24 protein-coding genes, 1 tRNA gene and 1 riboswitch are annotated in these 26,475 nt (G+C 65.4%); of the genes, 10 read left to right on the plus strand and 15 right to left on the minus strand.

Features of this window, described 5'->3' with window-relative positions:
* Positions 1-14: 14 nt before the first annotated feature.
* Positions 15-90: transfer RNA gene (locus tag B4K74_RS03605), tRNA-Thr, on the minus strand.
* A 62-nt stretch (positions 91-152) separates the two neighbouring features.
* On the minus strand, positions 153-596 hold the full coding sequence (locus tag B4K74_RS03610) for an HIT family protein (RefSeq protein ID WP_286691791.1): 444 nt from the start codon (positions 594-596) through the stop codon (positions 153-155).
* Between the two features lie 124 nt (positions 597-720).
* Between B4K74_RS03610 and B4K74_RS03615 the strand changes: the two genes are divergently transcribed.
* From B4K74_RS03615 to B4K74_RS03650, 8 genes are all read left to right on the plus strand, one after another.
* A complete protein-coding gene (locus B4K74_RS03615) occupies positions 721-1,074 on the plus strand; it encodes a phage holin family protein (protein WP_286691792.1) in 354 nt (117 codons plus the stop codon).
* 2 nt (positions 1,075-1,076) lie between these two features.
* On the plus strand, positions 1,077-2,354 hold the full coding sequence (locus B4K74_RS03620; protein WP_286691793.1) for an Nramp family divalent metal transporter: 1,278 nt from the start codon (positions 1,077-1,079) through the stop codon (positions 2,352-2,354).
* Positions 2,355-2,435: 81 nt separating this feature from the next.
* Positions 2,436-3,392 (plus strand): ACP S-malonyltransferase, encoded by a 957-nt coding sequence (gene fabD, locus B4K74_RS03625; protein ID WP_286691794.1) that lies wholly within the window; start codon positions 2,436-2,438, stop codon positions 3,390-3,392.
* A 79-nt stretch (positions 3,393-3,471) separates the two neighbouring features.
* Positions 3,472-4,212, plus strand: a complete 741-nt coding sequence (gene fabG / locus B4K74_RS03630) for a 3-oxoacyl-[acyl-carrier-protein] reductase (protein WP_286691795.1) — start codon at positions 3,472-3,474, stop codon at positions 4,210-4,212.
* A 181-nt stretch (positions 4,213-4,393) separates the two neighbouring features.
* Positions 4,394-4,633, plus strand: coding sequence for an acyl carrier protein (locus B4K74_RS03635; RefSeq protein WP_092312098.1), 240 nt, complete (start codon positions 4,394-4,396; stop codon positions 4,631-4,633).
* 107 nt (positions 4,634-4,740) lie between these two features.
* On the plus strand, positions 4,741-6,021 hold the full coding sequence (gene fabF / locus B4K74_RS03640) for a beta-ketoacyl-ACP synthase II (protein ID WP_286691796.1): 1,281 nt from the start codon (positions 4,741-4,743) through the stop codon (positions 6,019-6,021).
* A 1-nt stretch (position 6,022) separates the two neighbouring features.
* Positions 6,023-7,129, plus strand: coding sequence for an endolytic transglycosylase MltG (mltG, locus tag B4K74_RS03645; protein WP_286691797.1), 1,107 nt, complete (start codon positions 6,023-6,025; stop codon positions 7,127-7,129).
* On the plus strand, positions 7,126-8,013 hold the full coding sequence (locus B4K74_RS03650) for a YicC/YloC family endoribonuclease (RefSeq protein WP_286691798.1): 888 nt from the start codon (positions 7,126-7,128) through the stop codon (positions 8,011-8,013). The genes mltG and B4K74_RS03650 overlap by 4 nt, the downstream gene beginning before the upstream one ends.
* A gap of 274 nt (positions 8,014-8,287) precedes the next feature.
* Here the strand turns inward: B4K74_RS03650 and hemN are convergent, their stop codons facing one another.
* From hemN to B4K74_RS03710, 12 genes are read right to left on the minus strand one after another with little or no spacing between them, the layout of a single operon-like run.
* Positions 8,288-9,646, minus strand: coding sequence for an oxygen-independent coproporphyrinogen III oxidase (hemN, locus tag B4K74_RS03655; protein ID WP_286691799.1), 1,359 nt, complete (start codon positions 9,644-9,646; stop codon positions 8,288-8,290).
* A complete protein-coding gene (gene mobA / locus B4K74_RS03660) occupies positions 9,643-10,224 on the minus strand; it encodes a molybdenum cofactor guanylyltransferase (RefSeq protein WP_286691800.1) in 582 nt (193 codons plus the stop codon). Before mobA ends, hemN begins: the two co-directional genes overlap by 4 nt.
* On the minus strand, positions 10,225-10,920 hold the full coding sequence (locus B4K74_RS03665; protein WP_286691801.1) for a carbonic anhydrase: 696 nt from the start codon (positions 10,918-10,920) through the stop codon (positions 10,225-10,227).
* Positions 10,917-11,477: a hemerythrin domain-containing protein gene (locus tag B4K74_RS03670; protein WP_123286424.1), complete on the minus strand. Its 561-nt coding sequence runs from the start codon at positions 11,475-11,477 to the stop codon at positions 10,917-10,919. The genes B4K74_RS03665 and B4K74_RS03670 overlap by 4 nt, the downstream gene beginning before the upstream one ends.
* A gap of 30 nt (positions 11,478-11,507) precedes the next feature.
* Entirely contained in the window at positions 11,508-12,734 is a 1,227-nt protein-coding gene (locus B4K74_RS03675; protein WP_286691802.1) for a hypothetical protein, read from the minus strand.
* Between the two features lies 1 nt (position 12,735).
* Positions 12,736-13,848: a peptidylprolyl isomerase gene (locus B4K74_RS03680; protein WP_286691803.1), complete on the minus strand. Its 1,113-nt coding sequence runs from the start codon at positions 13,846-13,848 to the stop codon at positions 12,736-12,738.
* Positions 13,845-14,564: a respiratory nitrate reductase subunit gamma gene (narI, locus tag B4K74_RS03685; RefSeq protein WP_286691804.1), complete on the minus strand. Its 720-nt coding sequence runs from the start codon at positions 14,562-14,564 to the stop codon at positions 13,845-13,847. The genes B4K74_RS03680 and narI overlap by 4 nt, the downstream gene beginning before the upstream one ends.
* 11 nt (positions 14,565-14,575) lie before the next feature.
* Positions 14,576-15,286: a nitrate reductase molybdenum cofactor assembly chaperone gene (narJ, locus tag B4K74_RS03690; protein WP_123286428.1), complete on the minus strand. Its 711-nt coding sequence runs from the start codon at positions 15,284-15,286 to the stop codon at positions 14,576-14,578.
* A 2-nt stretch (positions 15,287-15,288) separates the two neighbouring features.
* Positions 15,289-16,815, minus strand: coding sequence for a nitrate reductase subunit beta (narH, locus tag B4K74_RS03695; RefSeq protein ID WP_123286429.1), 1,527 nt, complete (start codon positions 16,813-16,815; stop codon positions 15,289-15,291).
* Complete coding sequence (locus B4K74_RS03700) at positions 16,812-20,543, minus strand: nitrate reductase subunit alpha (RefSeq protein ID WP_286691805.1); 3,732 nt, start codon at positions 20,541-20,543, stop codon at positions 16,812-16,814. Before B4K74_RS03700 ends, narH begins: the two co-directional genes overlap by 4 nt.
* Before the next feature lie 2 nt (positions 20,544-20,545).
* Positions 20,546-21,949: an MFS transporter gene (locus B4K74_RS03705; RefSeq protein WP_286691806.1), complete on the minus strand. Its 1,404-nt coding sequence runs from the start codon at positions 21,947-21,949 to the stop codon at positions 20,546-20,548.
* A gap of 12 nt (positions 21,950-21,961) precedes the next feature.
* On the minus strand, positions 21,962-23,305 hold the full coding sequence (locus B4K74_RS03710) for an MFS transporter (protein ID WP_241153121.1): 1,344 nt from the start codon (positions 23,303-23,305) through the stop codon (positions 21,962-21,964).
* Between the two features lie 292 nt (positions 23,306-23,597).
* On the opposite strand from B4K74_RS03710, the gene B4K74_RS03715 reads away from it, so the two are divergent.
* Positions 23,598-24,383, plus strand: coding sequence for a cyclic nucleotide-binding domain-containing protein (locus B4K74_RS03715; RefSeq protein ID WP_339784565.1), 786 nt, complete (start codon positions 23,598-23,600; stop codon positions 24,381-24,383).
* Here the strand turns inward: B4K74_RS03715 and moaA are convergent, their stop codons facing one another.
* Positions 24,384-25,376 (minus strand): GTP 3',8-cyclase MoaA, encoded by a 993-nt coding sequence (moaA, locus tag B4K74_RS03720; RefSeq protein WP_286691807.1) that lies wholly within the window; start codon positions 25,374-25,376, stop codon positions 24,384-24,386. It abuts the gene before it with no gap.
* Positions 25,368-25,502, minus strand: a riboswitch (molybdenum cofactor riboswitch). (Overlaps the previous gene by 9 nt.)
* 258 nt (positions 25,503-25,760) lie before the next feature.
* Between moaA and modA the strand changes: the two genes are divergently transcribed.
* Positions 25,761-26,468: a molybdate ABC transporter substrate-binding protein gene (modA, locus tag B4K74_RS03725; protein WP_286691808.1), complete on the plus strand. Its 708-nt coding sequence runs from the start codon at positions 25,761-25,763 to the stop codon at positions 26,466-26,468.
* Positions 26,469-26,475 lie beyond the last annotated feature (7 nt).

The following is a 26,475-nucleotide window of genomic DNA, read 5'->3' on the forward strand; positions in this document are numbered from 1 at the left end:
GAGGGGGAGGAGAGTGGTGCCGGTTGCAGGAATCGAACCCGCGACCTTCGGTTTACAAAACCGCTGCTCTACCAGCTGAGCTAAACCGGCGCCGGGCGGTTATGCGCAGGCCGCGCCCCCTGTGCAAGGGGGCGTGTGCACTGCGGCATGGGTCAGGCCGGGTCCAGTTCGGCAGCGACCCGGTCGGCGAGCGCGCGCAGGCGGTCGCTGTCGGCCATGGGGGCGTGGCCGTGGCCCTTCATCGGGCGATCCGACCAGCGCGGGATGATGTGAAAGTGCAGGTGGAAGACGGTCTGGCCCCCGGCCTCGCCGTTGAACTGCATGATGCTGATACCCTCGGGCTTCAGGGCCTTTTCCGCCGCGCGGGCGGTGCGGTGGACGGCGCGCATGACCCGGTCGAGCGTATCGGGCTCAACCTCGAGCAGGTTGCGGGCCTGTGAGGTCTTTGAGATCACCAGCATATGGCCCTCGGACTGGGGGAAGACGTCCATGAAGACCCGCACATGGTCGTCCTCCCAGACCGTCACCGAGGGAATCTCGCCGCGCAGGATGCGGGCGAAGATATTGTCGGGGTCATAGGGGCCGTGCAGGCTCATGCGGCATTCTCCGGTCTGAATCGGGCCCAGCCTAACATGTCCGGGAACAGGCGGGAGCCATTGACCGGCTGAGGCGCTGTGGCGGAGGGTAAGGGTTGAGAGCTTCAGGAGAGGAGACAGCGTCATGGTGCGCTTCATTGTTCAGGCCCTGGTGACGATGGTCGGGCTTTGGCTGGCCGACGCCCTGATCGCGGGCGTCGAGTTCCTGTCGACCGGGTCGCTGATCGCGGCGGCCATCATTCTCGGCATCGTCAACGCCTTTGTGCGGCCGATCCTGGTCGTGGTGACCTTCCCGATCACGGTGATCACGCTGGGGCTGTTCCTGCTGGTGGTGAATGCGGCGATGATCGGCCTGACGTCCATGTTCCTGGGCGGCTTTGTCGTTGACGGCCTGTGGCCCGGAATCGGGGCGGCGATTGTGACGGGTCTGGTCAGCTGGATCGCGGGCGCCTTCATTCCTGACGAGGCGAAGGGTTGAGCGTGGCGCCGCCGCCGGTCAAACCGCGCCTGTCGCTGGTCGGGCCCGGGATTGTCGTCGCGGCGACGGGGATCGGGGCCGGGGATCTGCTGGCGACCCTGATCGCCGGGGGGCGGTTCGGCTATCTGCTGCTGTGGGCGGCGCTGGTCGGGACGCTGTTGAAGATCGCGCTGGCCGAGGGCGTCGGGCGCTGGACGCTGGCGTCGGGGCGAACGCTTTTTGACGGCTGGGCGCGACTGCCGGGGCCGGGGGTCAAGGTGCCGGGCGGCGGGACGCTGAACTGGGCCGGGCTGTATTTCGGCATCTATACGATCCTCTGGGGCTTTGTGTACGGCGCCAGCGCCATGACGGCGACGGGCCTGCCGCTGACGGCCCTATTCCCGGTTCTGGACCTGAAGACCTGGGGGATGATCACCGGCGTGATCGGCCTGATCCTAGTGTGGCTGGGCAGCTATGGCCTGTTCGAGAAGATCATGACCGGGCTGGTGGCCATCATGTTCGTCACCGTCGTCGGGCTGGCGGTGCTGGTCACGCCCGACCTGCCCCGCCTGATCACCGGGGTCTGGCCGACCCTGCCCGAGGGGTCGGGGTTCTATACGCTGGGTCTGATCGGTGGGGTGGGGGGCACGATCACCATGGCGGCCTATGGCTATTGGCTGACGGCCAAGGGCTGGAAGGGCCCCGAGTTCATGCCGGTCATGCGTTGGGACAACCGCATCGCCTACGGGATGACCGGGGTGTTTGTGGTGGCCATGCTGATCGTGGGGGCGGAGCTGTTGCACGCGGCGGGCATTGCGCTGGCCAGCGGAGATCGTGGCCTGCTGAACCTGTCGGACGTGCTGCGCGAGCGGTTTGGCCAGCCGATCGCCATCCTGTTCCTCGTGGGCTTTCTGGCGACGACCTTCTCCAGCCTGATCGGGGTCTGGCAGGGCGTCAGTCTGATGGTCACGGACTTTGTCGCCCACGCCGCAGGCCGGGTTGGAGATCCGGCCATGACGGGGTCCAGGTCACCGGCGTTTCGCGCCTATCTGCTGTGGCTGACCTTTCCGCCGATGGCGCTGCTGTTCATCGACCGACCGTTCGGGCTGATCGTGGCCTATGGCGTGCTCGGCAGCCTGTTCATGCCGTTTCTGGCCGGGACACTGATCTGGCTTTTGAACGGGCGGGACCAGCCCGCGCCCTGGCGCAGCGGCTGGCTGTCGAACGGCGCGCTGGGGCTGGCGGCGCTGTTGTTTGCGGTGCTGGCGGGGCAGCAGCTGTACGAGATCATCACCGGCTGAGGACGCCCCGGCTTGCCGTCGCGGCAGGCTTGGCCTACCCCTTCGGCCCGCAGAATCAACGAAACGACGGACGTTTTTGACATGACCCTCGCCTTCCTTTTTCCCGGACAGGGCAGCCAGACCGTCGGCATGGGCGGCAGCCTGGCCGGGGCCTTTGCCAGCGCGCGCGAGGTGTTCGACGAGGTCGATGAGGCGCTGGGCCAACGCCTGTCGATGCTGATGCGAGAGGGGCCCGAGGACCAGCTGACCCTGACCGAAAATGCCCAGCCGGCGCTGATGGCGGTGTCGGTGGCGGTCGCCCGGGTGCTGAAGGTCGAGTTCGGGATCGATATGTCGAAGGCAGGCTATGTCGCGGGCCATTCGCTGGGCGAGTATTCGGCCCTGTGCGCGGCAGGCGCGATCAGCCTGGCGGACACGGCTCGCCTGTTGAAGCTGCGCGGTCAGGCGATGCAGCGCGCCGTGCCGGTCGGCAAGGGGGCCATGGCCTCGCTGATCGGGCCGAAGACGGATCTGGCGCTGGCCGAGGCGGCTGCGGCCGCGGGGTCTGAGGTCGGCGTCTGCGTCGTCGCCAATGACAACAATGCCGGCAATATCGTGATTTCGGGCGACAAGGCCGCGGTCGATCGCGCCATCGAAAAGGCCAAGGAACTGGGCGCGCGCGCTATCCCGCTGAACGTGTCGGCGCCGTTCCACTGTCCGCTGATGCAGTCGGCCGCCGATGAGATGGCCGACGCCCTGGCCGATGCCAAGATCATCGCCCCGGTCGTGCCGGTGGTCGCCAATGTTACCGCGCGCCCCGAGACCGACCCCGAAGCGATCCGCCGCCTGCTGGTCGAACAGGTCACCGGCCGGGTGCGCTGGCGTGAGTCGATGGAGTGGATGGCCGGTGAAGGCGGCGTGACCCGCTTTGCCGAGATCGGCTCGGGCAAGGTGCTGACCGGCATGGCCAAACGCATCGCCCCCGACGCCGAGAGCCTGGCCCTGAACGCCCCGGAGGATCTGGACGCGTTCGCGAAGTCAGTGACGAGTGGCGAGTGACGAGTGGCGAGCCTTTTTGCAACGCCGCCTTGTTCCCTCGCCACACGCCACTAATCACTCGCCACTTGGAGAGATATTGATGTTCAACCTTTCAGGAAAAACCGCCCTCGTGACCGGCGCCACGGGCGGCATTGGCGGGGCCATTGCCCGGGCGCTGCATGCCCAGGGCGCGACCGTGGTGCTGTCGGGCACGCGCGAGGGCGTGCTGCAGGATCTGGCCAAGGAGCTGGGCGAGCGCGCCTTTGCCGCCGCCGCCAATCTGTCCGATGCGGAGAGTGTTGACGGGCTGTTGGCGCGGGCCGAGGAGGCCGCAGGTAGCCCGCTTGATATCCTGGTCGCCAATGCGGGCATCACCAGGGACGGCCTGCTGATGCGGATGAAGGACGAGGACTTTTCCGACGTCATCAAGGTCAATCTGGAGAGCTATTTCCGCCTGTCGCGCGCGGCCATGAAGGGCATGATGAAGCGCCGCTCGGGCCGGATCATCGGGGTGACCTCGGTGGTCGGCGTGACCGGCAATCCGGGCCAGACCAACTATGCCGCGTCCAAGGCCGGTATGATCGGCTTTTCCAAGTCGCTGGCGCAGGAGGTCGGCTCGCGCGGGATCACGGTCAACTGTATCGCGCCGGGCTTTATCGCCAGCCCGATGACCGATGTGCTGAACGACCAGCAACGCGAGACCATTCTGAAGAACATCCCCGCCGGCCGGCTGGGCACGGGCGAGGAGATCGCCGCCGCCGCCGTCTATCTGGCCTCGGACGAGGGCGCCTATGTCACCGGCCAGACCCTGCATGTGAACGGCGGGATGGCGATGATCTGAGCCCACAGGTTCGGCATCAAACCCCGTAACCGCCCCTTCCCCCTGCGAGCGACTGTGCTAAAGGGCAGGGGCACACGGCGGCGGCGAGTCTGGTTCAGGCTTGCGCCGGCGACTTCGCCGTCATACGGCAGGCATGTAAGACAACTGCCGCACCCTGCGGCTTATCAAGGCAGAGACACCCATGTCCGATACTCTGGAACGCGTCCGCAAGATCGTCATCGACCACCTGGACGCTGATCCCGACAAGGTCACTGAAAAGGCCAGCTTCATTGACGACCTGGGCGCCGACTCGCTCGACAACGTCGAGCTGGTCATGGCCTTCGAGGAAGAATTCGACATCGAGATCCCGGATGATGCCGCCGAGCACATCCAGACGGTCGGCGATGCGGTGAAGTTCATCGACGAGAAACTGGCGGGCTGATGCCCGGCTGAAACCGGCCCGATGGCCGCCGCGGTGTGCCCCTAGCGGGCCCGCCCGGCGGCCATTAGTGTTTGTGGCCAAAGCTGAATCGATAAGGAGCCGCCAAGATGCGTCGTGTCGTGGTGACGGGACTGGGCCTTCTGACCCCTCTGGGGACGGGCGTCGAGCATAACTGGACGGGTATTCTGGCGGGTCGGTCCGGCATTCGCCCGATCACCGCCTTTGATACCGAGGGCTGGGGCTGCACCATCGCCGGTGAATTGCCGAGTATCGACGGTCGCGGCGGCGGCAAGCCGGGTGACCCCGGCGTCTTCGATCCCGACAGCATCATGTCGCCCAAGGAGCGCAAGCGCGTCGACAACTTCATCCTGTACGGCATTGCCGCCGCGGATGAGGCCTTGGCCGATGCCGGCTGGACGCCCGAGAGCGACCACGACCGCGAGCGCACCGGCGTGGTGATGGGGTCGGGCATCGGCGGGCTGGGCCCGATTGCCGAGACTTCGCTGGAGCTGCAGGAAAAGGGGCCGCGCCGGGTCAGCCCGTTTTTTATCCCGTCGTCGCTGATCAATCTGGCGTCGGGACAGATCTCGATCCGGCATGGGCTGAAAGGTCCGAACCACGCCGTGGTCACGGCCTGTGCCTCGGGCGTGCACGCCATTGGTGACGCGGCGCGGATGATTGCGTTGGACGATGCCGATGTGATGGTGGCGGGCGGGGCGGAAAGCTCGATCGTGCCGATCGGCATTGCGGGTTTCTTGGCCTGCAAGGCGCTGTGCACCGACTTCAACGACACGCCGGAGAAGGCCAGCCGTCCGTATGACAAGGACCATGCGGGCTTTGTCATGGGCGAGGGCGCCGGGGTCGTGGTGCTGGAGGAATACGAGCACGCCAAGGCGCGCGGCGCGAAAATCTATGCCGAGGTGGTCGGCTACGGCATGAGCGGCGATGCCTATCACATCACGGCGCCGTCCGAGGACGGCGACGGGGCCTATCGCGCCATGGCGGCGGCAGTGAAGCGGGCCGGGATCCAGCCGGGCGACATCGACTATGTGAACGCGCACGGCACCTCGACCATGGCCGACTGGATTGAACTGGGCGCCGTCGAGCGGCTGGTGGGGGATGCGGCATCTACCGTCGCCATGTCCTCGACCAAGTCGATGACCGGTCACTTGCTGGGCGCCGCCGGCGCCATCGAGGCGGTATTCACCGTGCTGGCCATCCGCGACCAGATCGCGCCGCCGACCATCAATCTCGACAATCCCGAGCGGGACACGGCCATCGACCTGGTGCCGCACACGGCCAAGCCGATGAAGATCGACGTGGCCATGTCGAACAGCTTCGGATTCGGCGGCACCAATGCCAGCCTGATCCTGAAGAAGGTCGACTAGAGTGGCGGGCAAGGGTGCTCCGTCCGACTCGAAACGTCCGCTGGGGGCGGCGCTGCTGGCGGCGTCCGCGACCTTCAGCCTGTTCCTGATCGGGGCGCTGGTCTGGGGCTGGAGCGTGTTCTACGCGCCCGGGCCCGAGGCGCGTCAGGGCGATACGACCATCGTCGTGCTGCCCAGCGGGGCGGGGGTGTCGGCCATCGGGGCGACCCTCAAACAGGCCGGGGTGATCCGCTCGACCGACATGTTCAAGGCGGCCGTGACCCTGACCGGATCGGACCGCAAGCTGCGCGCGGGCGAGTATGAGGTGCCGTCGGGGGCGTCCTTGCGGTCGGTCATCAGCCTGCTGGTCGATGGCCGGGTGGTGCGCCACTATGTGACCCTGCCCGAGGGCTGGTCGTCGGCCCAGGCCTTCGACATCCTGATGGCCGAGGACATTCTGACCGGCGAGATCGAAATCCCGGAGGAGGGCACCCTGTGGCCCGATACCTATGAGGTCACGCGGGGTGAAAGCCGGGCCTCGGTCATCGCCCGCATGCAGCGTGCCCACGACCGGAACCTGGCCGAGCTGTGGGCCCAGCGCAGCCCCAACACGGTGGTCAGCAGTCCGGACGAGGCCGTGATCCTGGCCTCCATCGTCGAAAAGGAAACCGCCGTGGCCGAGGAACGGCCCATGGTGGCGTCGGTGTTTTCAAACCGGATCCGTTTGGGCATGCGGCTGGAGAGCGATCCGACCATCATATATGGCATCACCCAGGGACGGCCGCTGGGCCGGGGGATCCGCCGCTCGGAGCTGGATCGGCAGACCCGGTGGAACACCTATCAGATCGACGGCCTGCCGCCGACGCCGATTGCCAATCCCGGGCGGGAGGCGATTGCCGCTGTGCTGAACCCGCCGCGATCAGATGCGCTGTTCTTTGTGGCGGACGGGACGGGCGGGCACGCCTTTGCCTCGACCTATGCCGAGCACCAGCAGAATGTCGCGCGCTGGCGGGCCATCGAGCGCCAGCAGCAGGGTCTACCGCCTGTCGAGGTGCCGCTGCAGGACGAGCTGGCCCCCGAGACCGGCGCCGAGATCACCATACTGCCGCGTGGGGCAACACCCGAATGACCGGCACACTGTCCGGCATGACCGGCTTTGGCCGGGCGGATGGGGCGCTGGGCGGTTGGGTCTGGACGGTCGAGGCGCGCTCGGTCAACGGGCGAGGGCTGGAGGTCCGGTTCCGGGGCCCGCCCGGGCTGGACGGACTCGAGCGTCTGACCAAGGCGCGGGCCCAGGCCCTGATGAACCGGGGACAGGTGACGGTCGGGGTGCAGGCGCGGCGCGAGGCCAATCCGGCCAGCGAGATAGCCGTCGATCAGGCGCTGCTGGACCGCTATCTGGCCCTGTCTCTGGAGTTGGTCGAGCGGGGGGCCGAGCGTCCGCGCGCCGATGGGCTGCTGGCCCTGCGCGGCGTGCTGGACCGGCCGGAGGAGGCCGATAGCGAGGAGCAGAAGTCCGCGCTGGAGACCGCCATCGGCGCCAGTATCGATCAGGCCCTGATCACGCTGATGGAGGCGCGCCACGACGAGGGCCGTCAGCTGGCCGCGCTGATCGAGGGCTTCCTCGACCGGATCACGGCGGGCGTCGATCAGGCCGAGACCGAGGCCGCAGCCCAGACCGAGGCGGTGCGGGAGCGGTTCACCCGGCGCATGGCGGAGCTGGCGCCGGACACGCCCGGCCTTGAGGACAAGATTGTCGTGGAGGCGGCGGCGCTGGCCGCGCGCGCCGATGTGCGCGAGGAGCTGGACCGTCTGCGGGCCCATCTGGACAGTGGTCGTCAGCTTTTGGGCCAGCCCCCGGCCGGACGGAAGCTGGATTTCCTGATGCAGGAGTTCATGCGCGAGGCCAACACCCTGTGCTCCAAATCGGCCACGGTGGAGTTGACTCGCGTCGGTCTGGCGTTGAAGGCCACGATCGATCAGTTGCGTGAACAGGTTCAGAATGTCGAATAATCAACCTCCCTGTTCATAACGGTCCGTTGGTGTACCGCAATGCCATGAATTACATGGTGTTATAAAAAAAATTGTCCTTGGGTGTATTTATCTGTGCCTGGCTGAACCGCTCATATGTGAGGGCTCATGTGTGGGTTTGGGGGCTGGGCAAAGCCAAGTCGTGATCCCATAATTTTGCCTGACGACCGACACGGGGCCGGCCCCTGAAGGTGACCTGCCCCCTTCCTGATCCCTCGGTTTGAGTGAGAGTCCATCACACAGCGGGACTGAACACCTAGATGGCCAGACTATGTCTCCTCGATGGTGATGGTGACTGGTCATCAAAGCAGGCTGCGACCACCCGAACCAGCCGCGACGCTTTTCCCGAAACCTGGATCTGTCGACCGGAAACAGTACAAAGTCCATCCGCTTCGAGGGCACGGGCCAGGTCCAGGCCCTCGTCGAGGGCGCCCTCTGCACGTCCGTGCTCCACACATACGGATCCGAGGTCCACTTCGAGATGGCACATCAGCCTTTCAATGACGGCTGCCCGCAGCCGGTCCTCTGCCGTCGTTGCCAGCTGGCGGAGGACGGGGAGTTCGCCGCGATCAATGGCCGACGCCCAGTGATCCACCCGCGATGCATTTTGGCAAAAGCCTTGCGGGAAGGCGCTGATCGCTGAAGGACCGAGACCGATCAGAACGTCGGCCGGGTCGTCGGTATAGCCCTGGAAATTGCGGCGCAGACCACCGTTCGCGAGCTGTGCCAACATGGGGTCGCTGGCGCGCGCAAAATGGTCCATGCCGATCCGGATGTAGCCGTGAGCAACAAGGACAGCTTCGGCTGCCTCCGCCTGGCTCCATCGTCCGGCGACATCGGCCAGATCGTCCTCGCGGATCATGGCCTGGTGCTTTTTCATCCACGGGACATGGGCATAGCCGAACAGGGCAACCCGGTCCGGAGCCAATGAGAGAGCGGCAGTCAGACTGGCCGCGACATTGTCCGGGGTCTGGCCAGGCAGGCCGTACATCATGTCGAAATTTATGGCTTCCACGCCACCGCCACGAATGTCGGCGACGGCCGCCTCGACCCGCTCGAAAGGCTGGACACGGTTGACCAGCCGCTGGACCGTGGGGTCGAAAGTCTGGACGCCCAGACTGGCCCGGGTAACGCCCGCAGCGCCCAAACCGCGGGCGAAGTCCGGGTCGAGATGTCCGGGGTCGAGTTCGACAGCCACCTCGGCGTGGGGCCGCAGGGTGAGCTTCTGGGAAATGGAGCCAAGCAGGCGAGAAAAATCGTCGCGGGAAAGCGAGTTGGGACTGCCGCCGCCGAAGTGGATATGGGCGGCACCGGCGTGCGCTGGCAGAGCATCGACCCACAGGTCCAGCTCGCGCGCGAGGGGGTCCAGAAAGGCGGCGATGCGGTCGTAGCCGTTGGGAACGCTGGTGTGGCAGCCGCAGTACCAGCAAAGCCGTTCGCAGAACGGAATATGGACGTAGACGGAGAGGGCGTCGGTTGGCTGGATGGCGTCCAGCCACCCTCGCATCAGGGTGTCGTCGGACGCCGGCCGGAAGGCAAGGGCGGTGGGATAGCTCGTGTAGCGCGGCAGGCTGCGCGACGCATGAGCCAGCAGGGGTTCGGCCAGCGCCGTCATCTCAGCGCCGCCTCGGCTGCGGCGAGGTCCTCAGCCGTGTTGATGTTGATGAAAGGATCTCCCTCCTCGACGGGCCAGTCCACAGCGACGCAACCGACGGCTTCCGCCAGTCCGCGGAGGGACAGCTGCCCCTCACTCGCCCGCTGCACCAGCGCGGGCACAACGGCTGTGCGCCACAGGGCGCAGATGGGATGCAGTCGTCCGTCACTGGCGGCGAGGGCGACGTCGACATCCGGCGCAAGAGCCTGCTCAAGTCGGGCAAGCAGATCGGCTGGCAGGAAGGGCATGTCACAGGGCAGCGTCAGGACCCGGTCGGCTCCGGCCTCCGCGGCCCAGTTCAAGGCCGAAAGCAGGCCGGCCAGCGGTCCATCGATCCCGGGTTCGTCGAGCACCACGGTTCCAGCGAACCCTTCAACCTGCTGGGGGCTGCGCGCGACCATGATGCAGGGCGCGGCCGTGTCGTTCACGCGGGTGAGGGCGTGATCCAGCAGGCGGGCTCCAGCCAGGAGCCGACGCGGCTTGTCTCCCCCGATCCGCCGGCCAGCTCCGCCCGCAAGGATTGCAACGACCGTACCCATTCAGCGTGCCTCGGGGCGCCGGGGGACTCGCGGGCGTGAGGCCGTGCGGCTACTGGAGCCCCGTCGGGGAGACGGGAGCGGTGTGGCCAGACGCGCGGCGGCGTCCGCGTCACAGACCGTCGTCTCAAGGTCTCGTACCAGGCCGTCGCGAATGGAATAGATCCAGCCGTGAATCGACAACGACTGACCCCGACGCCAGGCGTCGACAACGAAGGGATTGCGGGAGAGGGATCGAACCTGTGCCAGGACGTTCTTTTCGCAGATGAAGTTGACCCGGGTTTCAGGATCGTGGATGGCGTCGAGATCGGCATCGTGGTCTTCACACAGACGCTGCACGCGCTGCATCCAGTGATCGAGAATCCCGTGGCGGCGACCGTCCAGCACGGCACGAACGCCACCACAGCCATAGTGGCCGCAGACAATGATATGCCGCACCTTCAGCGTCTCGAGCGCGAACTGGAGCACCGCCAGCAGGTTCATGTCCTGAGCGGGCGCGAGATTGGCGACATTGCGATGGACGAACAGTTCGCCGGGTTGAAGGCCGACGATTTCGTTGGCGGGAACCCGGCTGTCAGAACAGCCGATCCACAGATAGTCCGGCGCCTGTTGTTCCGAGAGCCGGCGAAAATATTCCGGATCGAGCCGGGTCCGGGTGGCCGCCCAGTCCAGATTGTTCCGCAGCAGGGCCTCGATCACGACGTCGCTTCCTCGCCTTGGGGATCCAGCAGGAGGCCGCGGCGCGCGGCCAGCCGGATACTCAGCGACCTCAGATCCGCGGCAGTCAGACGAAGACGGGCGATCGGAAGGACGACGGCGTTCTCAAGAGCGATATGGCGGCGCTCATGCAGGGCGAAGTCCGTGAAAACGCGTCGGCTTTCGCGATCCTGACCGGGCGCACGGCCATCGGCCAAGGCACGCTCGAGCGAGTCTATGAGGGCGCGGGCCCTGTTCAGGTCATCATGGTGCTGGGCTGACAGCGCGCCGAGGACGGAGTCCAGTTCATCGGCGGCCTGGCACCGCCGACGCAGGAGCGGAAACAGGTCATCCTCCTCGTCGATGACGTGCAGCGGCATATCGTGGCGCAAGAAGGTGAGGATCTCGTGAGCTTCGTCGGTCAGCAGGACGGTCGCGGTGCCCACCCGCTCGATCAAATGGCACAGCTGCCGGTGGCGGTAGTGCTCGGCGAACAGCCAGTTCAGCGGCTCATGCACCAGCTCCGGAGGCAGCGGCTCTATCAGGGGGACCTGGTTCATCGATCATGCGCTCCGTGCCGCCGCGTCCACCTAGAACCGGTAATCGAATGCGACCCAGACCTTGTCGCGGTCCGGGAACGCGGCCAGGGCGCCGGCGAAATGCGCACCCTTGAACTCGACCGCCCAGTGGTCGTCGAGCACCAACCGGGCGGACAGATCCAGTTCGCTGCCGTAGCGAGCGGAGCCTTCAACGTCATGCAACTCCCGCCACGCGGCCGTCAGGACGCCGCTGCGCCCGATAGGCGGATGGGCGACTGCGTAGCTGACCGTGGCAGAGACGTCGCGCAAACCGTCCCTCGGCGTCGTCAGGAAGACGTCCGCCCAACCCTGGAAGGCATGCAGGGTCGCCAACGGGGTCTGGAATGCCTGGCTTCCGTTGCCGTCCAGGTGCTCGAGTGCCAATGTCCCTGTGACGGGACCGCGCTTCACTCCTGCCGAGACCAGGACATAGTCAAGGTCGAACCGGGCCGGATTGGCTCCGTACTCCGATTGCCGGGCGTATTCCACGGCGTATAGAGCCGACCAGCCGGACGAGAGGGGACGACTTCCCTCCAGTCGCGCACCCCACGTCGCCGAGGACTGGGCCGGAGCGTTGTCGAAATCCAGCAGATAGCCATAGGCCGTTACCTTGCCTGCCGGGCTCGCGGTCTCGACATTGATCAGGTGACTGTCCGAGCGCCATTCGCCCACGGGGCTGTCGTCGCCGAAGACCCTGTGAACCCGATCGACCCAGGCCCAGGTGACAGTGAGCGGCTCAAATGCCCGGGTCGTCACCTTGATCGCGTCAAAGGTCTGTTCGTTCTGGCGGAAGCCAACATTGCCCACGAAGCGAGCATTTCCCAGCACAATGCGCTGTCGCCCGAGCACCACTTCGGTGTCCGGCAGGCCGGTCCAGGTCACCTGCAGCCGGTTCAGCTCTAACGCTTCGGGGTCGGCCACCACAGGATAGGTCGAGGGGCCGTGGATAGTGTCATTGTAGTCATCAACCAGGGCGACAACGGCCTCACCCTCCATCAGAAAGCGGAAGCCGGACCGCTTCGGGCTCTCCCAGCCGAGGCGGGCGCGCAGGGTGGCTGCCGTGGCGTCATCGAATCCGTCCTGCCGAACGCCCTCGTAACGCAGGCGACTTTCGAACAGGAACCCACCCGCCGGTGACGGGGCGGCGACCGGGGGCAAGGCCGAAGACTGTGCATAGGCCGGGGATGAGGCCGTGCCCACCAATAGGGCCAGCAAGGCAGCGCGGCGAAAGGACGACATGTCAGTGTCTCCGGATCAGGGTGAAGGTCTTCGTCGGCGCGACCAGTTTCGATTTCAGGATCGCCCTGACGCAGGCCAGAGCCGGGTCGCCCGAGCCTTGGGCTGCCGAAATCAGGCGCGTCCAGCCCTGGTCGTCGGCGCTCTGGATGAAGCCGGCAATTTCGTTCTGGACGAACTCGGCCAGACTGACGCCCGCCGCAGCAGCGGTCTGCCGGGCCTGCGCGGCCAAGGCAGGTTCAGCTTCGTCGAGCCAGACTTCCAGACGGGCAGCCACGGCAGACTGGTCGCGTAGCAGGTCGCCCAGGGACAGGGCGCCGGGCGCGAGCTTGCCGTCTTCGGTGATGCTTAGTGCGACGCCGCAATCGCGGGCCTCAGCTGCCAGCCCGGAGACGTAACGGGCCGCAGCCGCGGTCCAGGCGCGGCTCTCCAGATGCAGGGCGATACGGGGCAGGACATGTTCGAAGGGCAGCCGGCGGCCTTCGATCCGGCGCTCAAGGCGCAGCACGTGCCAGCCGAAACGGGATCGCACTGGCTCGGAGGCAGTTTCCCCGTCCCGCAGCTGGTTGAGACCCGCCTCGACCTCGGCGGTGAGATCGCCCGGCGAGAGCTGCCCCAAGGAGCCGCCGACGCCCTTGGACGGGCAGTCCGAAAGGGCCTTGGCCATCTCCGAAAAGCTGTGCGGATCAGTTGCCAGCTTTGTGATGGCGGCCTCGGCCGAGCTGCGCGCCGCCGTCCACGCGGCTTCAGTCTGGTCCTTGGGCGCGAACAGGATGTGGGACGCCTGGGTCAGCGGCGGCGTGCGGAACCGCTCTGGTGAGCTGTCGTAGACCCTCCGGCATTCGGCCTCGCCGGGGCGCTCCACCTCGATTTCCGCCTCAAGTACAGCCCTGACCAGGGCTTCTTCCGACGTTTCCTCGCGGCCGTCCTCGTCTATCTCCGGCCGCGGCGTCAGACCGAGCTGGTCGGCCCGGTCCAGCAGCAAGGCCTTGATGGCGAGGGCATGTGCGGCCGCCATTCGTGCAGCTTCGGGGGTCGCGGCGGGATGGTTCTGGGCCTCTTCGGCGACCAGACGTTCCGGGAGTGCAACCCCATCGATGACCATGACGGCGCTCATCGCGGCAGATCCCCGGAGCGACGAGAGACTGGCATCTGACGCTTGCTGCGAACGAGCTGCCAGCCGCGGCGGTTCAGGTACCAGACCGGTGCGGAGAGCATGTGAACCAGCCGTGTGAACGGAAAGATCAGCAGGATGGTCAAGCCGAGGGTCAGGTGCGCCTTGAAGATCCAGTGAACGTCAGCGACGAAGCCGGCGCTCTGGGGGTTGAGGGTGAAGATCCCCTGGGCCCAGGACATGAATTTGATCATCTCGTGGCCATCGCGGTGGCCGAGGGAGAGAGGAATAGTGGCGAGCCCGATGCAGAGCTGGGTCAGCAGGATCGCCAGGATCGCGGTGTCGCCGAAGCTTGACGTCTGGCGTATCCGGGCGTCAAAGAGGCGTCGGTGAAGCAGCAGAAGACCTCCCACGAGGCAGAAGGCCCCGGCGAGGCCGCCGGCGACGATCGCCAGCATCTGTTTGAAGCCGTGGCTGACCCCCAGAAAGTCCCACACGGCGATCGGCGTCAGCAGGCCCACGAAATGCCCGGCGAAAATGGCAAGGATGCCCACGTGAAAGAGGATGGAACCCAGAACGAGCTGCTTGCGCCGGAGGAGCTGGGATGAGCCCGTGCGCCATGTGTACTGCTCGCGGTCGAAGCGCAGGACCGATCCGATCACCAGGACCGCAAGGGCTATGTAGGGGTAGACGCCGAAGGCGATGAAATTCAGGTCCATAGTCTCGATCCTCAGGCAGCCGCGCCGGCGCGGCGGCTTTTGTCGGGGGCAGGGGCAGCATTCATGGCGGACAGCATGGAGTCGGCCTTCGGACATCCTTCGTCGGAGGGGCCGAAGGTGACGGCGGTCTCTTCCCAGGCCTTGTCGAGCGCCTCCAGGTCGTCGGGGTCGTCGTCCGGCTCCTGCATCAGGGCAGCGACAGCATCCGAGTCCGGCACGGCTCCGGTCATGGCTGTAAGCGCGCCGAACACGGCCCGGTAGGGGCTCTCACGCTTGTGGAGCCGCTCGGTCAGGGCGGCGAGGACATGCGCCCCTTCGCCCAGCAGTGAGGCGGCCTCGTCGTTGGGCAGGGTGGACAGGAAATCCAGGAATACCGGCAGATGATCCGGCAGCTCGTTGGCCGTCAGTTCCAGCCCGTAGGAGCGGTAGAGCTCGACGAGGGCTGCCATCGCCTGTCCGCGGTCCCGGCTTTCGCCGTGAATGTGTTCGTACAGGTTGAGTGACAGGGATCGGGTCCGGTCGAACAGATGAACAAAGCCCTCCTGGAGGTCGAAGAGGTCCTCGTGTTCCAGCTTGCGGGCCAGCTTCTCCAGAGCTCCGACGATCGGCGCGGGGATCATGCCCTCCGAGCGGATGGTCGCCATGATTGACGACGCGGACGCCTGGATGTCCGCAGTCGGATAGCTGAGAAGAAGCGCAAGTGCGCGATAGGTCAAAGCCATGGTCAGGCCACCTCTGCTGTCGGTTTGGCGCGAGAGCGTTTGTCAGGGCCGAACAAGCCCAATTCGGTGCGTCCGCCGGAACAACCATTGCCAAAGGTGAAGCCGCAGTTCCCTCGCAGATCGTAGGCGTCCTCAACCGTCTCCCGGTGAGTGGAGGGGATCACGAATCGATCCTCGTAATCGGCGATGGCCATGATCCGGTACATGTCGTCGATCTGGGCTGCGGTGAGACCTACGGTGTCCGCCAGTCCGTGATCGATGCGGCCATCGACCGTTCTGGCGCGCATATAGGCCCGCATCGCCAGCATTCGGCGCAGCCCGAGCGTCACGGGCTCCTCGACCCCTGCGGTCAAAAGGTTGGCGAGATATCTGACGGGAATGCGGAGCGAGTCGACGTCCGGCATCTCTCCGTCCATTTCGAGGGCGCCGACGGCGGCGGCGTTCTGGATCGGCGACAGCGGCGGGACGTACCAGACCATTGGCAGGGTCCGGTATTCGGGGTGCAGTGGGAAGGCGACCTTCCAGTCGATCGCCATCTTGTACACCGGACTGCGACGTGCCCCCTCCAGCCAGGCCTCGGGCACGCCGTCGGCGCGGGCCTGGGCGATGACGGCCGGATCGTGGGGGTCAAGGAAGATGTCGAGCTGGGCCTGGTAGAGATCCTTCTCGTCCGGCGTCGAGGCAGCCGCCTCGATCCGGTCTGCGTCGTAGAGCAGCACGCCGAGATAGCGGATGCGACCCACGCAGGTCTCGGAACAGACGGTCGGCTGGCCCACTTCGATGCGCGGGAAGCAGAAGGTGCATTTCTCGGATTTGCCCGAGTCCCAGTTGTAATAGATCTTCTTGTACGGGCAGGCCGACACACACATCCGCCAGCCCCGGCACTTGTCCTGGTCGATGAGGACGATGCCGTCCTCCTCGCGCTTGTAGATGGCGCCGGACGGGCAGGCCGCCACGCAGGTCGGGTTGAGGCAGTGCTCGCACAGCCTCGGCAGATACATCATGAAGGTGTTTTCGAACTGGCCGTAGATCTCGTTCTGGATGCCTTCGAAATTGGCGTCCTGAGATCGTTTGGCGAATTCACCGCCGAGAATTTCCTCCCAGTTCGGGCCCCATTCGATCTTCTCCATCCGCTTGCCGGTGATCTGCGAGCGCGGTCGGGCGGTGGGGAAGTGCTTCATCTCCGGCGCCGTCTGCAGGTGGCCGTAGTCGAAGTCGAACGGCTCGTAGTAGTCGTCGATCTCGGGCAGGTCGGGGTTGGCGAAGATCTTGGCGAGGATGCGCCATTTGGCGCCCATGCGCGGCTCGATCTTGCCGTTGGCCTTGCGCCGCCAGCCGCCATTCCACTTCTTCTGGTTCTCCCACTCCTTGGGATAGCCGATGCCCGGCTTGGTCTCGACGTTGTTGAACCAGGCGTATTCCACGCCCTTGCGGCTGGTCCAGACGTTCTTGCAGGTCACCGAACAGGTGTGACAGCCGATGCATTTGTCGAGGTTCAGCACCATGCCGATCTGTGCGCGGACTTTCATTGGCCAAACTCCTTGGACTCGAGCGGCTCATCCAGCCAGTCGACCTTCGTCATTTTGCGCAGGACGATGAACTCGTCCCGGTTGGATCCCACGGTGCCGTAGTAGTTGAAGCCGTAGGACAGCTGGGCGTAACCGCCGATCATGTGGGTCGGCTTGAGCACGGTGCGGGTCACCGAGTTGTGGATGCCGCCGCGCCGGCCGGTGATCTGCGATCCCGGCGTGTTCACGATCTTCTCCTGGGCGTGGTACATGAAGGTGGTGCCTTCACGGATCCGCTGGGAGACTACGGCCCGGGCTGTCAGGGCCCCGTTGGCGTTGAAGACCTCGATCCAGTCGTTGTCGACGATTCCGGCCTTGCGGGCGTCCGTCTCCGATATCCACACCACCGGGCCGCCGCGGTTGAGCGTCAGCATCAGCAGATTGTCGGAATAGGTGGAGTGGATGCCCCACTTCTGGTGCGGGGTGATGAAGTTGAGGACGATCTCGGTCTCGCCGTTGGGCTTGAGACCCTTCACGTGGGTGGTTTTTAGGTCGATCGGCGGCTTGTAGACGCACAGCGCCTCGCCAAAGGCCCGCATCCACAGGTGATCCTGATAAAGTTGCTGCCGGCCGGTGAGCGTCCGCCAGGGGATCAGCTCATGCACATTGGTGTAGCCGGCGTTGTAGCAAACCGTCTCGCTCTCAATGCCCGACCAGATGGGCGATGAGATGATCTTGCGGGGCTGGGCGAGAAGATCGCGGAAGCGGATCTTCTCGTCCTCCTTGGGCAGGGCCAGATGGGTGTGCTCTCGCCCGGTTTGCTTCTCGAGGGCGGCCCAGGCCTTGACCGCGACCTCGCCATTGGTCTCCGGCGCCAGCATGAGGATGGTCTCGCAGGCGTCGATCGAGCTCTCGATCCGGGGCATGCCTTCCGTCAGGCCCTGGTCGAGCACGGCGCCGTTCAGGCCGCGCAGTTCGTCCACCTCATGGCCGGTGTTCCAGCCCAGGCCCTTGCCGCCATTGCCGACATTGGCAAGGAGGGGGCCCAGCGCCGTGAACTGCTTGTAGAGGTTGGGATAGTCGCGCTCAACGATGGTGATCTGAGGCATGGTCTTGCCCGGGATCGCTTCGCACTCGTCCAGATACCAGTCCTTGACCTCGATGGGCTGGGCCATCTCGCCCGGACTGTCGTGCTGGATCGGCGTCAGGACGACATCCTTCTCAACCCCCAGCACTTCGGGCGCGACGGCGGAGAATTTCTTCGCGATCGCCTTGAAGATTTCCCAGTCGGACTTCGACTCCCACGCCGGATCCACAGCCTCGGACAGCGGGTGAATGAAGGGGTGCATGTCAGAGGTGTTGAGGTCGTTCTTCTCATACCATGTGGCCGTCGGCAGGACGATGTCGGAGTAGACGGCGGTCGTCGACATTCGGAAGTCGAGGGTCACCAGCAGGTCGAGTTTTCCCTCCGGTGCCTCGTCATGCCAGACCACGTCGACAGGCTTCACCTGACCGGCCTCACCCAGATCCTTGCCCTGGACGCCGTGGGAGGCACCGAGCAGGTGTTTGAGGAAATACTCGTGGCCCTTGCCGGAGGAGCCCAGCAGGTTCGAGCGCCAGATGAACATGTTGCGCGGCCAGTTGGCCGGATCATCGGGGTCCATGCAGGACAACTGGATCGAGCGGTCCTTCAGCCGGTCCACGGTGTAGGCCTTCGGGTCGACGCCGGCCCTTTCAGCGGCCTTGGCGATGTCGAGGGAGTTGGTCTTCAGCGCCGGGGTGGATGGCAGCCAGCCCATCCGTTCCGCCCTGACGTTGAAATCGATCATTGACGCCTTCCACGGCCCATCGGGCGCGGTCGGCGACAGCAGTTCGTCGATGCCTACGGTCTCGTAGCGCCACTGGTCGGAGTGGGCGTAGAAGAAGGAGGTGGAGTTCTGCTGCCGCGGCGGACGGATCCAGTCGGTGGCAAAGGCCAGGGGTGCCCAGCCGGTCTGCGGCCTCAGCTTCTCCTGGCCGACATAGTGGGCCCAGCCGCCGCCGGATTGGCCCACGCAGCCGCACATCACCAGCATGTTGATGACGCCGCGGTAATTCATGTCCATGTGGAACCAGTGGTTCATCGCCGCGCCGATGATCACCATCGACTTGCCGTTGGTCTTCTCGGCATTGGTGGCAAAGCCGCGGGCGGTGGCGATGATCTGGTCGCGCGGGACCGAGGTAATGGCCTCGGCCCAGGCCGGGGAGTACGGCTGCAGGTCGTCGAACGACTCCGGCATGCAATCGCCGCCGAACCCTTGATCCACGCCGTAGTTGGCGAGGAACAGGTCGTAGACGCAGGCGACCAGCGCCTCACCGTCCTTCAGCTTGACGCGTCTGACCGGAACATTGCGGGTCAGGACATCGGGGTGGTCGGTGGATGCGAAGCCGTTGCTGGCGGTGTTGGCGAAATAGGGGAATCGGACGCCGGCGACCTCGTCATGCGCGTCCTTTAGGCCAAGCTTCAGCGTGGTCTCGCGCCCTTTGGCGTCGCGTTCCTCGAGGTTCCAGCGGCCGTCCTCGCCCCAGCGGAAGCCGATCGAGCCGTTGGGCACGACGATCTCGCCGGTGGCCTCGTCAATGGCGACCGTTTTCCAGTCGGGATTGTTGGCCTGATCGAGATCGCCGACGAAGTCCGAGGCGCGCACCAGCCGTTCCGGAACATAGCCGCCGTCCTGGGGGACCAGCCTGACCAGCATCGGCAGGTCGCTGTACTGGCGCAGGTAGTCGCGGAAGTACGGCACCTGTCTGTCGACGTGATACTCCTTGAGAATGACGTGCCCGAAGGCCATGGCGAGGGCCGCGTCGGTGCCCTGTTTGACCGGCAGCCACAGGTCCGAGAATTTCGAGGCCTCGGAATAGTCGGGGCAGATGACGACCGACTTGGCGCCGCGGTAGCGGGCCTCGGTGTAGAAGTGGGCGTCCGGGGTACGGGTCTGCGGAACGTTCGAGCCCCACAGCAGCATGAAGCTGGAATTGTACCAGTCGGCGCTCTCGGCCACATCGGTCTGCTCGCCCCAGGTCTGCGGCGAGGCGGGGGGCAGGTCGCAGTACCAGTCATAGAAGGAGCCGGTGACTCCGCCCAGAAGCTGCAGGTAGCGGGCGCCGGCAGCATAGGAGATCATCGACATGGCCGGGATGGGCGAGAAGCCGAACACGCGGTCCGGGCCCCAACGTTTGACCGTATGGGCGTTGGCTGCGGCGATGATCTCGGTGATTTCTTCCCAGTCGGCCCGCACGAAGCCGCCTGCGCCGCGCATGCTGGTGTAGGATTTGCGCGCCGCCGGATCGTTCTGGATCGAGGCCCATGCCGCGACCGGTTCCATGGTCTCGCGTGCCTTGCGCCACACGCGCAGCAGCCGTGACCGCACCAGCGGATATTTCACCCGGTTGGCCGAATAGAGGTACCAGCTGTAGCTGGCGCCACGCGCGCAGCCCCGCGGCTCATGGTTGGGCAGGCCGGGTCGGGTCCGCGGATAGTCCGTCTGCTGGGTTTCCCAGGTGACGATCCCGCCCTTGACGTAGATCTTCCAGGAGCATGACCCCGTGCAGTTCACGCCGTGGGTCGAACGCACGATCTTGTCGTGGCGCCAGCGGCTTCGATAGGCTTCCTCCCAGCTCCGATCTTCGTCGTTCATGACGCCGTGGCGGTCTGAGAACAGTTCGGTCTTGCGCGTAAAAAAGGCGAGACGGTCGAGGGTATGGCTCATGGTCAGGCCGCCGGTTCGTTGGTTGTCGGGGGGGAATGCAGAATCGAGCGTTTCCGGGCGTAGAAGACCCAGTTCACGATCGCGCAGCTCAGGTAGAAGGCGAGGAAGGCGTACAGGGCGGTCTCGGGCCCGCCGGTGGCGCGCATGGAGTCACCGAAGGCCATGGGGATGAAGAAGCCGCCATAGGCGCCGACGGCCGAGGAGAAGCCGATGATGGCGGCCGCCTCCATCTCGGACGCCTTGAGACGCACCGCGGCCGTGGCCATCGGCATCAGCCGCAGCATGTCGATCCGGACGATTGCGGGGATCATCTGGAAGGTCGAGGCATTGCCCACCCCGGTCCAGAAGAACAGCCAGAGGAAGGCGGCGAAGAACAGGATGAACGACGGTTCAGCGCCGAAGCCGCCCACACTGTAGAGCACAGCCAGTACGCCGACCATCAGGGCGCCGAAGACGATCTGGGTGACATTTTCTCCGCCCCAGCGGTCAGACACCCATCCGGTGAGGGCGCGCGAGGCCGCCCCGACCAGCGGTCCGAGGAAGGCGAACTGCAGCGCGTTCACTTCCGGAAACAGGGTCTTGGTCAGCAGGGGGAAGGCGGCCGAGAAGCCGATGAAGGAACCGAAGGTGCCAACATAAAGCCAGCACATCAGCCAGTTGTGCTTGCGCTTGAAGATCACGGACTGCGCCGCGAAAGAAGCCTTGGCCGAGCTGAGGTCGTTCATGCCGAACCAGGCAGCGGCGGCAGATGCCAGAAGGAAGGGAATCCAGACGAAGCCGGCGTTCTGAAGCCACATCTGGCTCTCGACGCCCTTGTCGACGGCGATCTGGGGCGCTCCGACGACGGGCGCGAACAGGCCAAGTGTGATGACCACCGGCACGAGGAACTGCATGACGCTGACGCCGAGGTTGCCGAACCCGGCGTTGATGGCGAGCGCATTGCCCTTTTCCGCCTTGGGGAAGAAGAAGGCCATGTTCGACATCGATGATGCAAAGTTTCCACCGCCCAGTCCGCAAAGCAGGGCCAGGGTGACGAACACCCAGTAGGGCGTGTCGGGGTTCTGGACCGCGAGACCGATGCCCAGCGCCGGAACGACCAGGGACAGGGTCGACAGAGCCGTCCATCGACGGCCGCCGAAAATCGGCACCATGAAGCTGTAGAAAATGCGGAGTGTCGCACCCGAGAGGGCCGGAAGGGCAGTCAGCCAGAACAGCTGATCGGTGGTGAACTGGAATCCGATCAGACCGAGCTTGGCCACCACCATGGACCAGACCATCCACACCGAGAAGGCCAGGAGGAGGTTGGGCACCGAAATCCAGAGATTACGGCGGGCGATCGCCTTGCCGGTCGTGGACCAGAATTCTGGGTCTTCGGGACGCCAGTCAGTAAGGATGGAGCGAGACATCCGCGCCTTTCTCTAGTTCGGACGGGTGGATGAGGCGGCGGCGGTTCGGTCGGGACCGACGCCGGCCAGCTCGGGGAATTCGGGCAGGGTCGCCAGCATCGGGGAGCGCTGACGCTCCATCCGGCGGACGGCGAAATGCATCCAGACGAGGGCGGTGAGGACCAGCAGGAACAGCAGCATGAAGCAACTGGTCCAGACGCCGGTCAGGTCGTTCAGTACGCCAAAGACTATGGGCAGGATGAAGCCGCCAAGGCCGCCGATCATCCCGACCAGACCGCCGACCGAGCCGACGTGGTCGGGATAGTAGACGGGGATGTGTTTGTAGACGGCTGCCTTGCCGAGGCTCATGGCGAAGCCGAGCACGAAAACCACAGCGGTGAAGACCGGCAGGCTCATCGCCAGGCGGAAACGGATCGGCCCGTCGATGCCGTCGACCACGTAGGTCGTCGCCGGATAGGCGAGAATGAAAGCGCAGACGACGCTGATGAGAAAGGTCAGGTACATGACCTTGCGGGCGCCGATCCGGTCGGACAGCCAGCCCCCGAACACCCGGAACAGCGAGCCGGGGATCGAATAGGCCGCGGCCAGCATACCGGCCACGCCGATGCCAACCCCATAGGCGCCGGTCAGATAGTGCGGGAGCCAGAGGGCGAGAGCGACAAACCCGCCGAAGACGAAGAAATAGTAGAGAGCAAACCGCCACACCCGAAGGTCTTTCAGCGGCTCAAGCTGCATCCAGGCCGCCACAGGCTTCTGGCCCGTCCGCCGGCGCTCGATCAGCTGGGGCTCGTCGCGGGTCAGAAAAAAGGCCGCGAGAGCGATGAGGAGCAGGGCCCCGGCCCAGACCTGGGCCACGGCTTCCCAGCCCAGCGCCAGCATGACGAAGGGGGCCGCAAATTTGGTTACTGCCGCGCCGACATTGCCGGCGCCGAAGATACCCAGGGCCGTGCCCTGCCGACCGGCCGGGAAGAATTTCGAGACATAGGCGACGCCGACTGCAAAGGCCCCGCCTGCCATCCCGACGCCGAGGGCAGCGATCAGGAACTGGGGGTAGGTTTCAGCGTAGGAGAGAAGGAAAGTCGCCGCCGCCGCCAGAGCCATGACGATCAGGCTGACCCTCCGCCCGCCGAATTGTTCGGTCCAGACGCCGAGAAACACGCGCGCCAGCGATCCGGTCAGAATGGGGGTTCCGACCAGCAGGCCGAACTGCGCCTCGGTCAAGCCCAGGTCGGCCTTGATCTGAACGCCGATGATCGAAAAGATCGTCCACACCGCGAAGCAGGCCGTGAAGGCAAAGGTGCTGACCCACAGGGCCGACGCCGCGCCGGGTGCTGCTGTTTCAGAGGTGGATGCCACCTGCGTCTGCTCCATGGAATGCCGCCGCTTGCCGGCTGAGGTTCCATTAGACCTAGCGCGCCCTTGGCATGCGTTATTTGACGTTTATCAATCCTATGCTTGGTGAAGTTGGAACATGCGTACTGGAATGAGGGATAATTACAGTAACGTGATAATGTACAGGCGCAGAGTTAGCGCGCTTATCTTCCTCGCTTGATATTGGTCAAGCTATCCACTAGTCGGAGATGGGGGTGGAGCATGCGAACCCGGCCAGTTCAGAATCTCGCTCTCGAATCGCTTGAGGAAAAACACGATGACGATGCGCCCCGCAGATCTTGACCGCGTCCGCGCCCTTCCTCTGTTTGAACGCGCCGCGCCGGAAGTTTTCCGGGACGCGACCGGCGGCGCATTCCTGCAGCGCTTCCCTGCCGGTACCACCTTGCTGATGGAGGGCGACAGGGTCGATTTCCTCTATGTGCTGCTTGACGGGGCGGTCGAACTTCAGGGCTCCTGGAAGGAGAAGGAAACGACCCTCGCCCTCTTGCGACCGGTTTCGACCTTTGTTCTGGCAGCAGTGGTCCTTGACGCCGACGCCCTGATGTCAGCGCGAACCCTGGAGCGATCGGAGATCCTGATGTTGTCTGGTGAGGCTCTTCGCCGCACCATGAGGCAGGATGCCGACTTCAGCTTTGCCGTGGCCCAGGAACTCTCGGGGTGTTACAGCGGCCTTGTGCGGGCCGTGAAAAACCAGAAGCTCCGGGGCGGTGTCGAACGTCTGGCCAACTATCTGATTACCCAGAGGGTGCGCCAAGGGATGTGCGACCCCATCGTCCTGCCCCACGAGAAGCGGGTGCTGGCCTCTCTGCTCGGCATGTCTCCCGAGAATCTTTCCCGCGCCTTCGCCAGTCTGTCCAGCTACGGCGTTTCTGTGCAAGGCGCCGAAGTCGGCATCGGCCGGCCCGAGGCCCTCGAACGGCTGGCGCGGCCTCATCCGCTGATCGACAATCACATGCCGCCACCGACGGAGAACATCGGGAAGGCTGAAAGTGAGCGGTGGAGCTCGCAGACGGGGCCCTCCTGCGGGTCCGCCCAGGGCTGATCAACCCCCGAGTTGGGCCAGATTCCTCAGGTCGCCGGAACGTCCCAATGCGAGGTTGTGGCCTACGGACTTGCCTCCCAGGGAGGACATGATGCGCTGGGTCAGCGCCTCTCGATCATCGTCATCCTGCAGCAGATCGCGCAGGTCGACGCCGCCGTCTCCGAACAGGCACAGGCGCAGCTTGCCCCGCGCCGTGACGCGCAGGCGGTTGCAGCTGTCGCAGAAGCCGGGCGCATAGGGGGCGATCAGGCCGATGGCGCCAGCGTGGTCGGGGTGGCGATATTCCAGCGCCGGCCCGGCGTCAAAGGCGCGCTCCGACGGGGTCCAGCCATTCTGGTCCAGCCAGTCCCGCAGGCCCTGGGCCTTGACGTGATGGCGCGCGAAATACGCGTCGTTGTCCGTCGTCTTCATCAGCTCGATGAACCGGACGGCCACGGGCCGATCACGCACGAAGCGCGCCCAGCCGTCAAATCCGGCTTCCGCCGTCTCGCGCAACAGGACAGCGTTGACCTTCACAGCCGAGTAGCCCTCCGCCAACGCCAGGTCCAGGCCCGTCAGGACCTGGTTCAGTTTGTCGTGGCCGGTGATCTGATGGAACGTCTGAGGATCGATCGAATCGATGCTGACGTTGATATGGCTGAGACCGGAGGCGCGCCAGTCGGTCGCATGACGGGCCAGGTTCCAGCCGTTCGTGGTCATGGCAACCTTGGCCACACCCGGCGCGCTCGCAACGGTCTGGATGATGGCGTTGAAGTCCTTACGGACAGTGGGTTCACCGCCGGTCAGGCGAACCTTGCTGAGTCCCAGATCGGAAAAACCGGCGACCAGACGACCGATCTCGTCGACCGTCAGGAACGACAGGGGGCCGGTCTTTTTCCACCCGTTCGGCAAACAGTAGGTGCAGCTGAAATTGCAGACCTCTGTCACCGACAGGCGAAGGTAGTGGAACCGGCGGCCAAAGCCGTCAGTGATTTTTCCGGCGTCGAACGCCATGGAAGCCCCTTTCCAAACACGGGAGGCGGAGGGATTTCTCCCGCCGCCCTCGATCCTTGCGGATCCGGCTGCCGAACCTTGGCGCTGTAGCGCTTTAGGTCAGGCCGCTCGGAGCGAACTCGTGAAGATTGGTACCTGATCGCCCCGTCATACCCCATGACGCGAGCCCGCCCCGGCCTTGATGAAGATCAATCGGGATCGATACACGCCGGGGATGTCGACAGACCCGGCCATGCTAATCAGAGTCGGCAGACCGGAGCGGTCGGCCCAGAAGGAGGCGCATCAATGGCGGAAGGGGGGGCAGGTATCGACCGACGAGCCGGGCTGTTGCTTCTTGCAGCCACGGCGCTGGTCGCGTGCTCGCCCCGCCGCGTAGACCCATCGTTGATCGACCTGTTCGCTGCCGCCAGTCTGCGTGAGGTGCTGGACGCCGTCGTTGCCGACTATCGCCGCCGCTCCGGCAAGACCGTGCGGGTCACCTATGCTGGAAGCAGTCAACTGGCCCGGCAGATCGCCCAGGGCGCACCGGCGGATCTCTTCATTGCGGCTGATGAGGCCTGGATGGACTGGCTGGACCAACGCGGCCTGATCGAGACGTCCGCCCGACGATCCCTTGCGTCCAACCAGTTGGTGCTGATTGCGCCGGTGGCCGCCTCAGACGAACCGGTGGACCTGACAGCCCCAGCTGCGATCGCCGCGCGGCTGGGGGAGGGGCGCCTGGCCATGGCCGAAACCGCCGTGCCGGCGGGCCGCTATGGGCAGGAGGCTCTCACTCACCTGAACCTGTGGTCGGCGGTCAAGGATCGGCGGGCCCCCGCCGACGATGTCCGGGCGGCGCTGGCCATGGTCGCTCGCGGCGAGGCGCCGCTGGGTCTGGTCTATGCGACAGACGCCCGGGTCGAGCCACGGGTCCGGGTCGTAGCGACCTTACCCGCGGGAAGCCACGCGCCGATCGTCTATTCTGCGGCGCCGGTCCGGCCACTGGACGGAGCAGGCGACCCCGTGGGCGCGCGGGCCTTTCTGGGCTTCCTGGCCGGCACTCAGGGACAGTCCGTTTTTCGGCGCTTCGGCTTCGCGCCCGTCCCTGTCTGAGCCGCCC

This window comes from Brevundimonas sp. UBA2503, from assembly GCF_002341485.1.
Classification (GTDB): Bacteria; Pseudomonadota; Alphaproteobacteria; order Caulobacterales; family Caulobacteraceae; genus Brevundimonas; species Brevundimonas halotolerans.

Excerpts from the sequence above, each read along its gene's own strand:
- B4K74_RS03675 (WP_286691802.1), bottom strand. The coding sequence starts at position 12,734 with ATGTCGTCCTTTCGCCGCGCTGCCTTGCTGGCCCTATTGGTGGGCACG.
- narJ (WP_123286428.1), bottom strand. The coding sequence starts at position 15,286 with ATGGCTTTGACCTATCGCGCACTTGCGCTTCTTCTCAGCTATCCGACT.
- hemN (WP_286691799.1), bottom strand. The coding sequence starts at position 9,646 with ATGACGGCGCTGGCCGAACCCCTGCTGGCTCATGCGTCGCGCAGCCTG.
- fabG (WP_286691795.1), top strand. The coding sequence starts at position 3,472 with ATGTTCAACCTTTCAGGAAAAACCGCCCTCGTGACCGGCGCCACGGGC.
- B4K74_RS03700 (WP_286691805.1), bottom strand. The coding sequence starts at position 20,543 with ATGAGCCATACCCTCGACCGTCTCGCCTTTTTTACGCGCAAGACCGAA.
- narI (WP_286691804.1), bottom strand. The coding sequence starts at position 14,564 with ATGGACCTGAATTTCATCGCCTTCGGCGTCTACCCCTACATAGCCCTT.
- B4K74_RS03670 (WP_123286424.1), bottom strand. The coding sequence starts at position 11,477 with ATGAACCAGGTCCCCCTGATAGAGCCGCTGCCTCCGGAGCTGGTGCAT.
- mobA (WP_286691800.1), bottom strand. The coding sequence starts at position 10,224 with ATGGGTACGGTCGTTGCAATCCTTGCGGGCGGAGCTGGCCGGCGGATC.
- B4K74_RS03705 (WP_286691806.1), bottom strand. The coding sequence starts at position 21,949 with ATGTCTCGCTCCATCCTTACTGACTGGCGTCCCGAAGACCCAGAATTC.
- moaA (WP_286691807.1), bottom strand. The coding sequence starts at position 25,376 with ATGGCGTTCGACGCCGGAAAAATCACTGACGGCTTTGGCCGCCGGTTC.
- B4K74_RS03715 (WP_339784565.1), top strand. The coding sequence starts at position 23,598 with ATGACGATGCGCCCCGCAGATCTTGACCGCGTCCGCGCCCTTCCTCTG.
- B4K74_RS03610 (WP_286691791.1), bottom strand. The coding sequence starts at position 596 with ATGAGCCTGCACGGCCCCTATGACCCCGACAATATCTTCGCCCGCATC.
- B4K74_RS03635 (WP_092312098.1), top strand. The coding sequence starts at position 4,394 with ATGTCCGATACTCTGGAACGCGTCCGCAAGATCGTCATCGACCACCTG.
- narH (WP_123286429.1), bottom strand. The coding sequence starts at position 16,815 with ATGAAAGTCCGCGCACAGATCGGCATGGTGCTGAACCTCGACAAATGC.
- B4K74_RS03680 (WP_286691803.1), bottom strand. The coding sequence starts at position 13,848 with ATGAGCGCCGTCATGGTCATCGATGGGGTTGCACTCCCGGAACGTCTG.
- fabF (WP_286691796.1), top strand. The coding sequence starts at position 4,741 with ATGCGTCGTGTCGTGGTGACGGGACTGGGCCTTCTGACCCCTCTGGGG.
- B4K74_RS03615 (WP_286691792.1), top strand. The coding sequence starts at position 721 with ATGGTGCGCTTCATTGTTCAGGCCCTGGTGACGATGGTCGGGCTTTGG.
- fabD (WP_286691794.1), top strand. The coding sequence starts at position 2,436 with ATGACCCTCGCCTTCCTTTTTCCCGGACAGGGCAGCCAGACCGTCGGC.
- B4K74_RS03650 (WP_286691798.1), top strand. The coding sequence starts at position 7,126 with ATGACCGGCACACTGTCCGGCATGACCGGCTTTGGCCGGGCGGATGGG.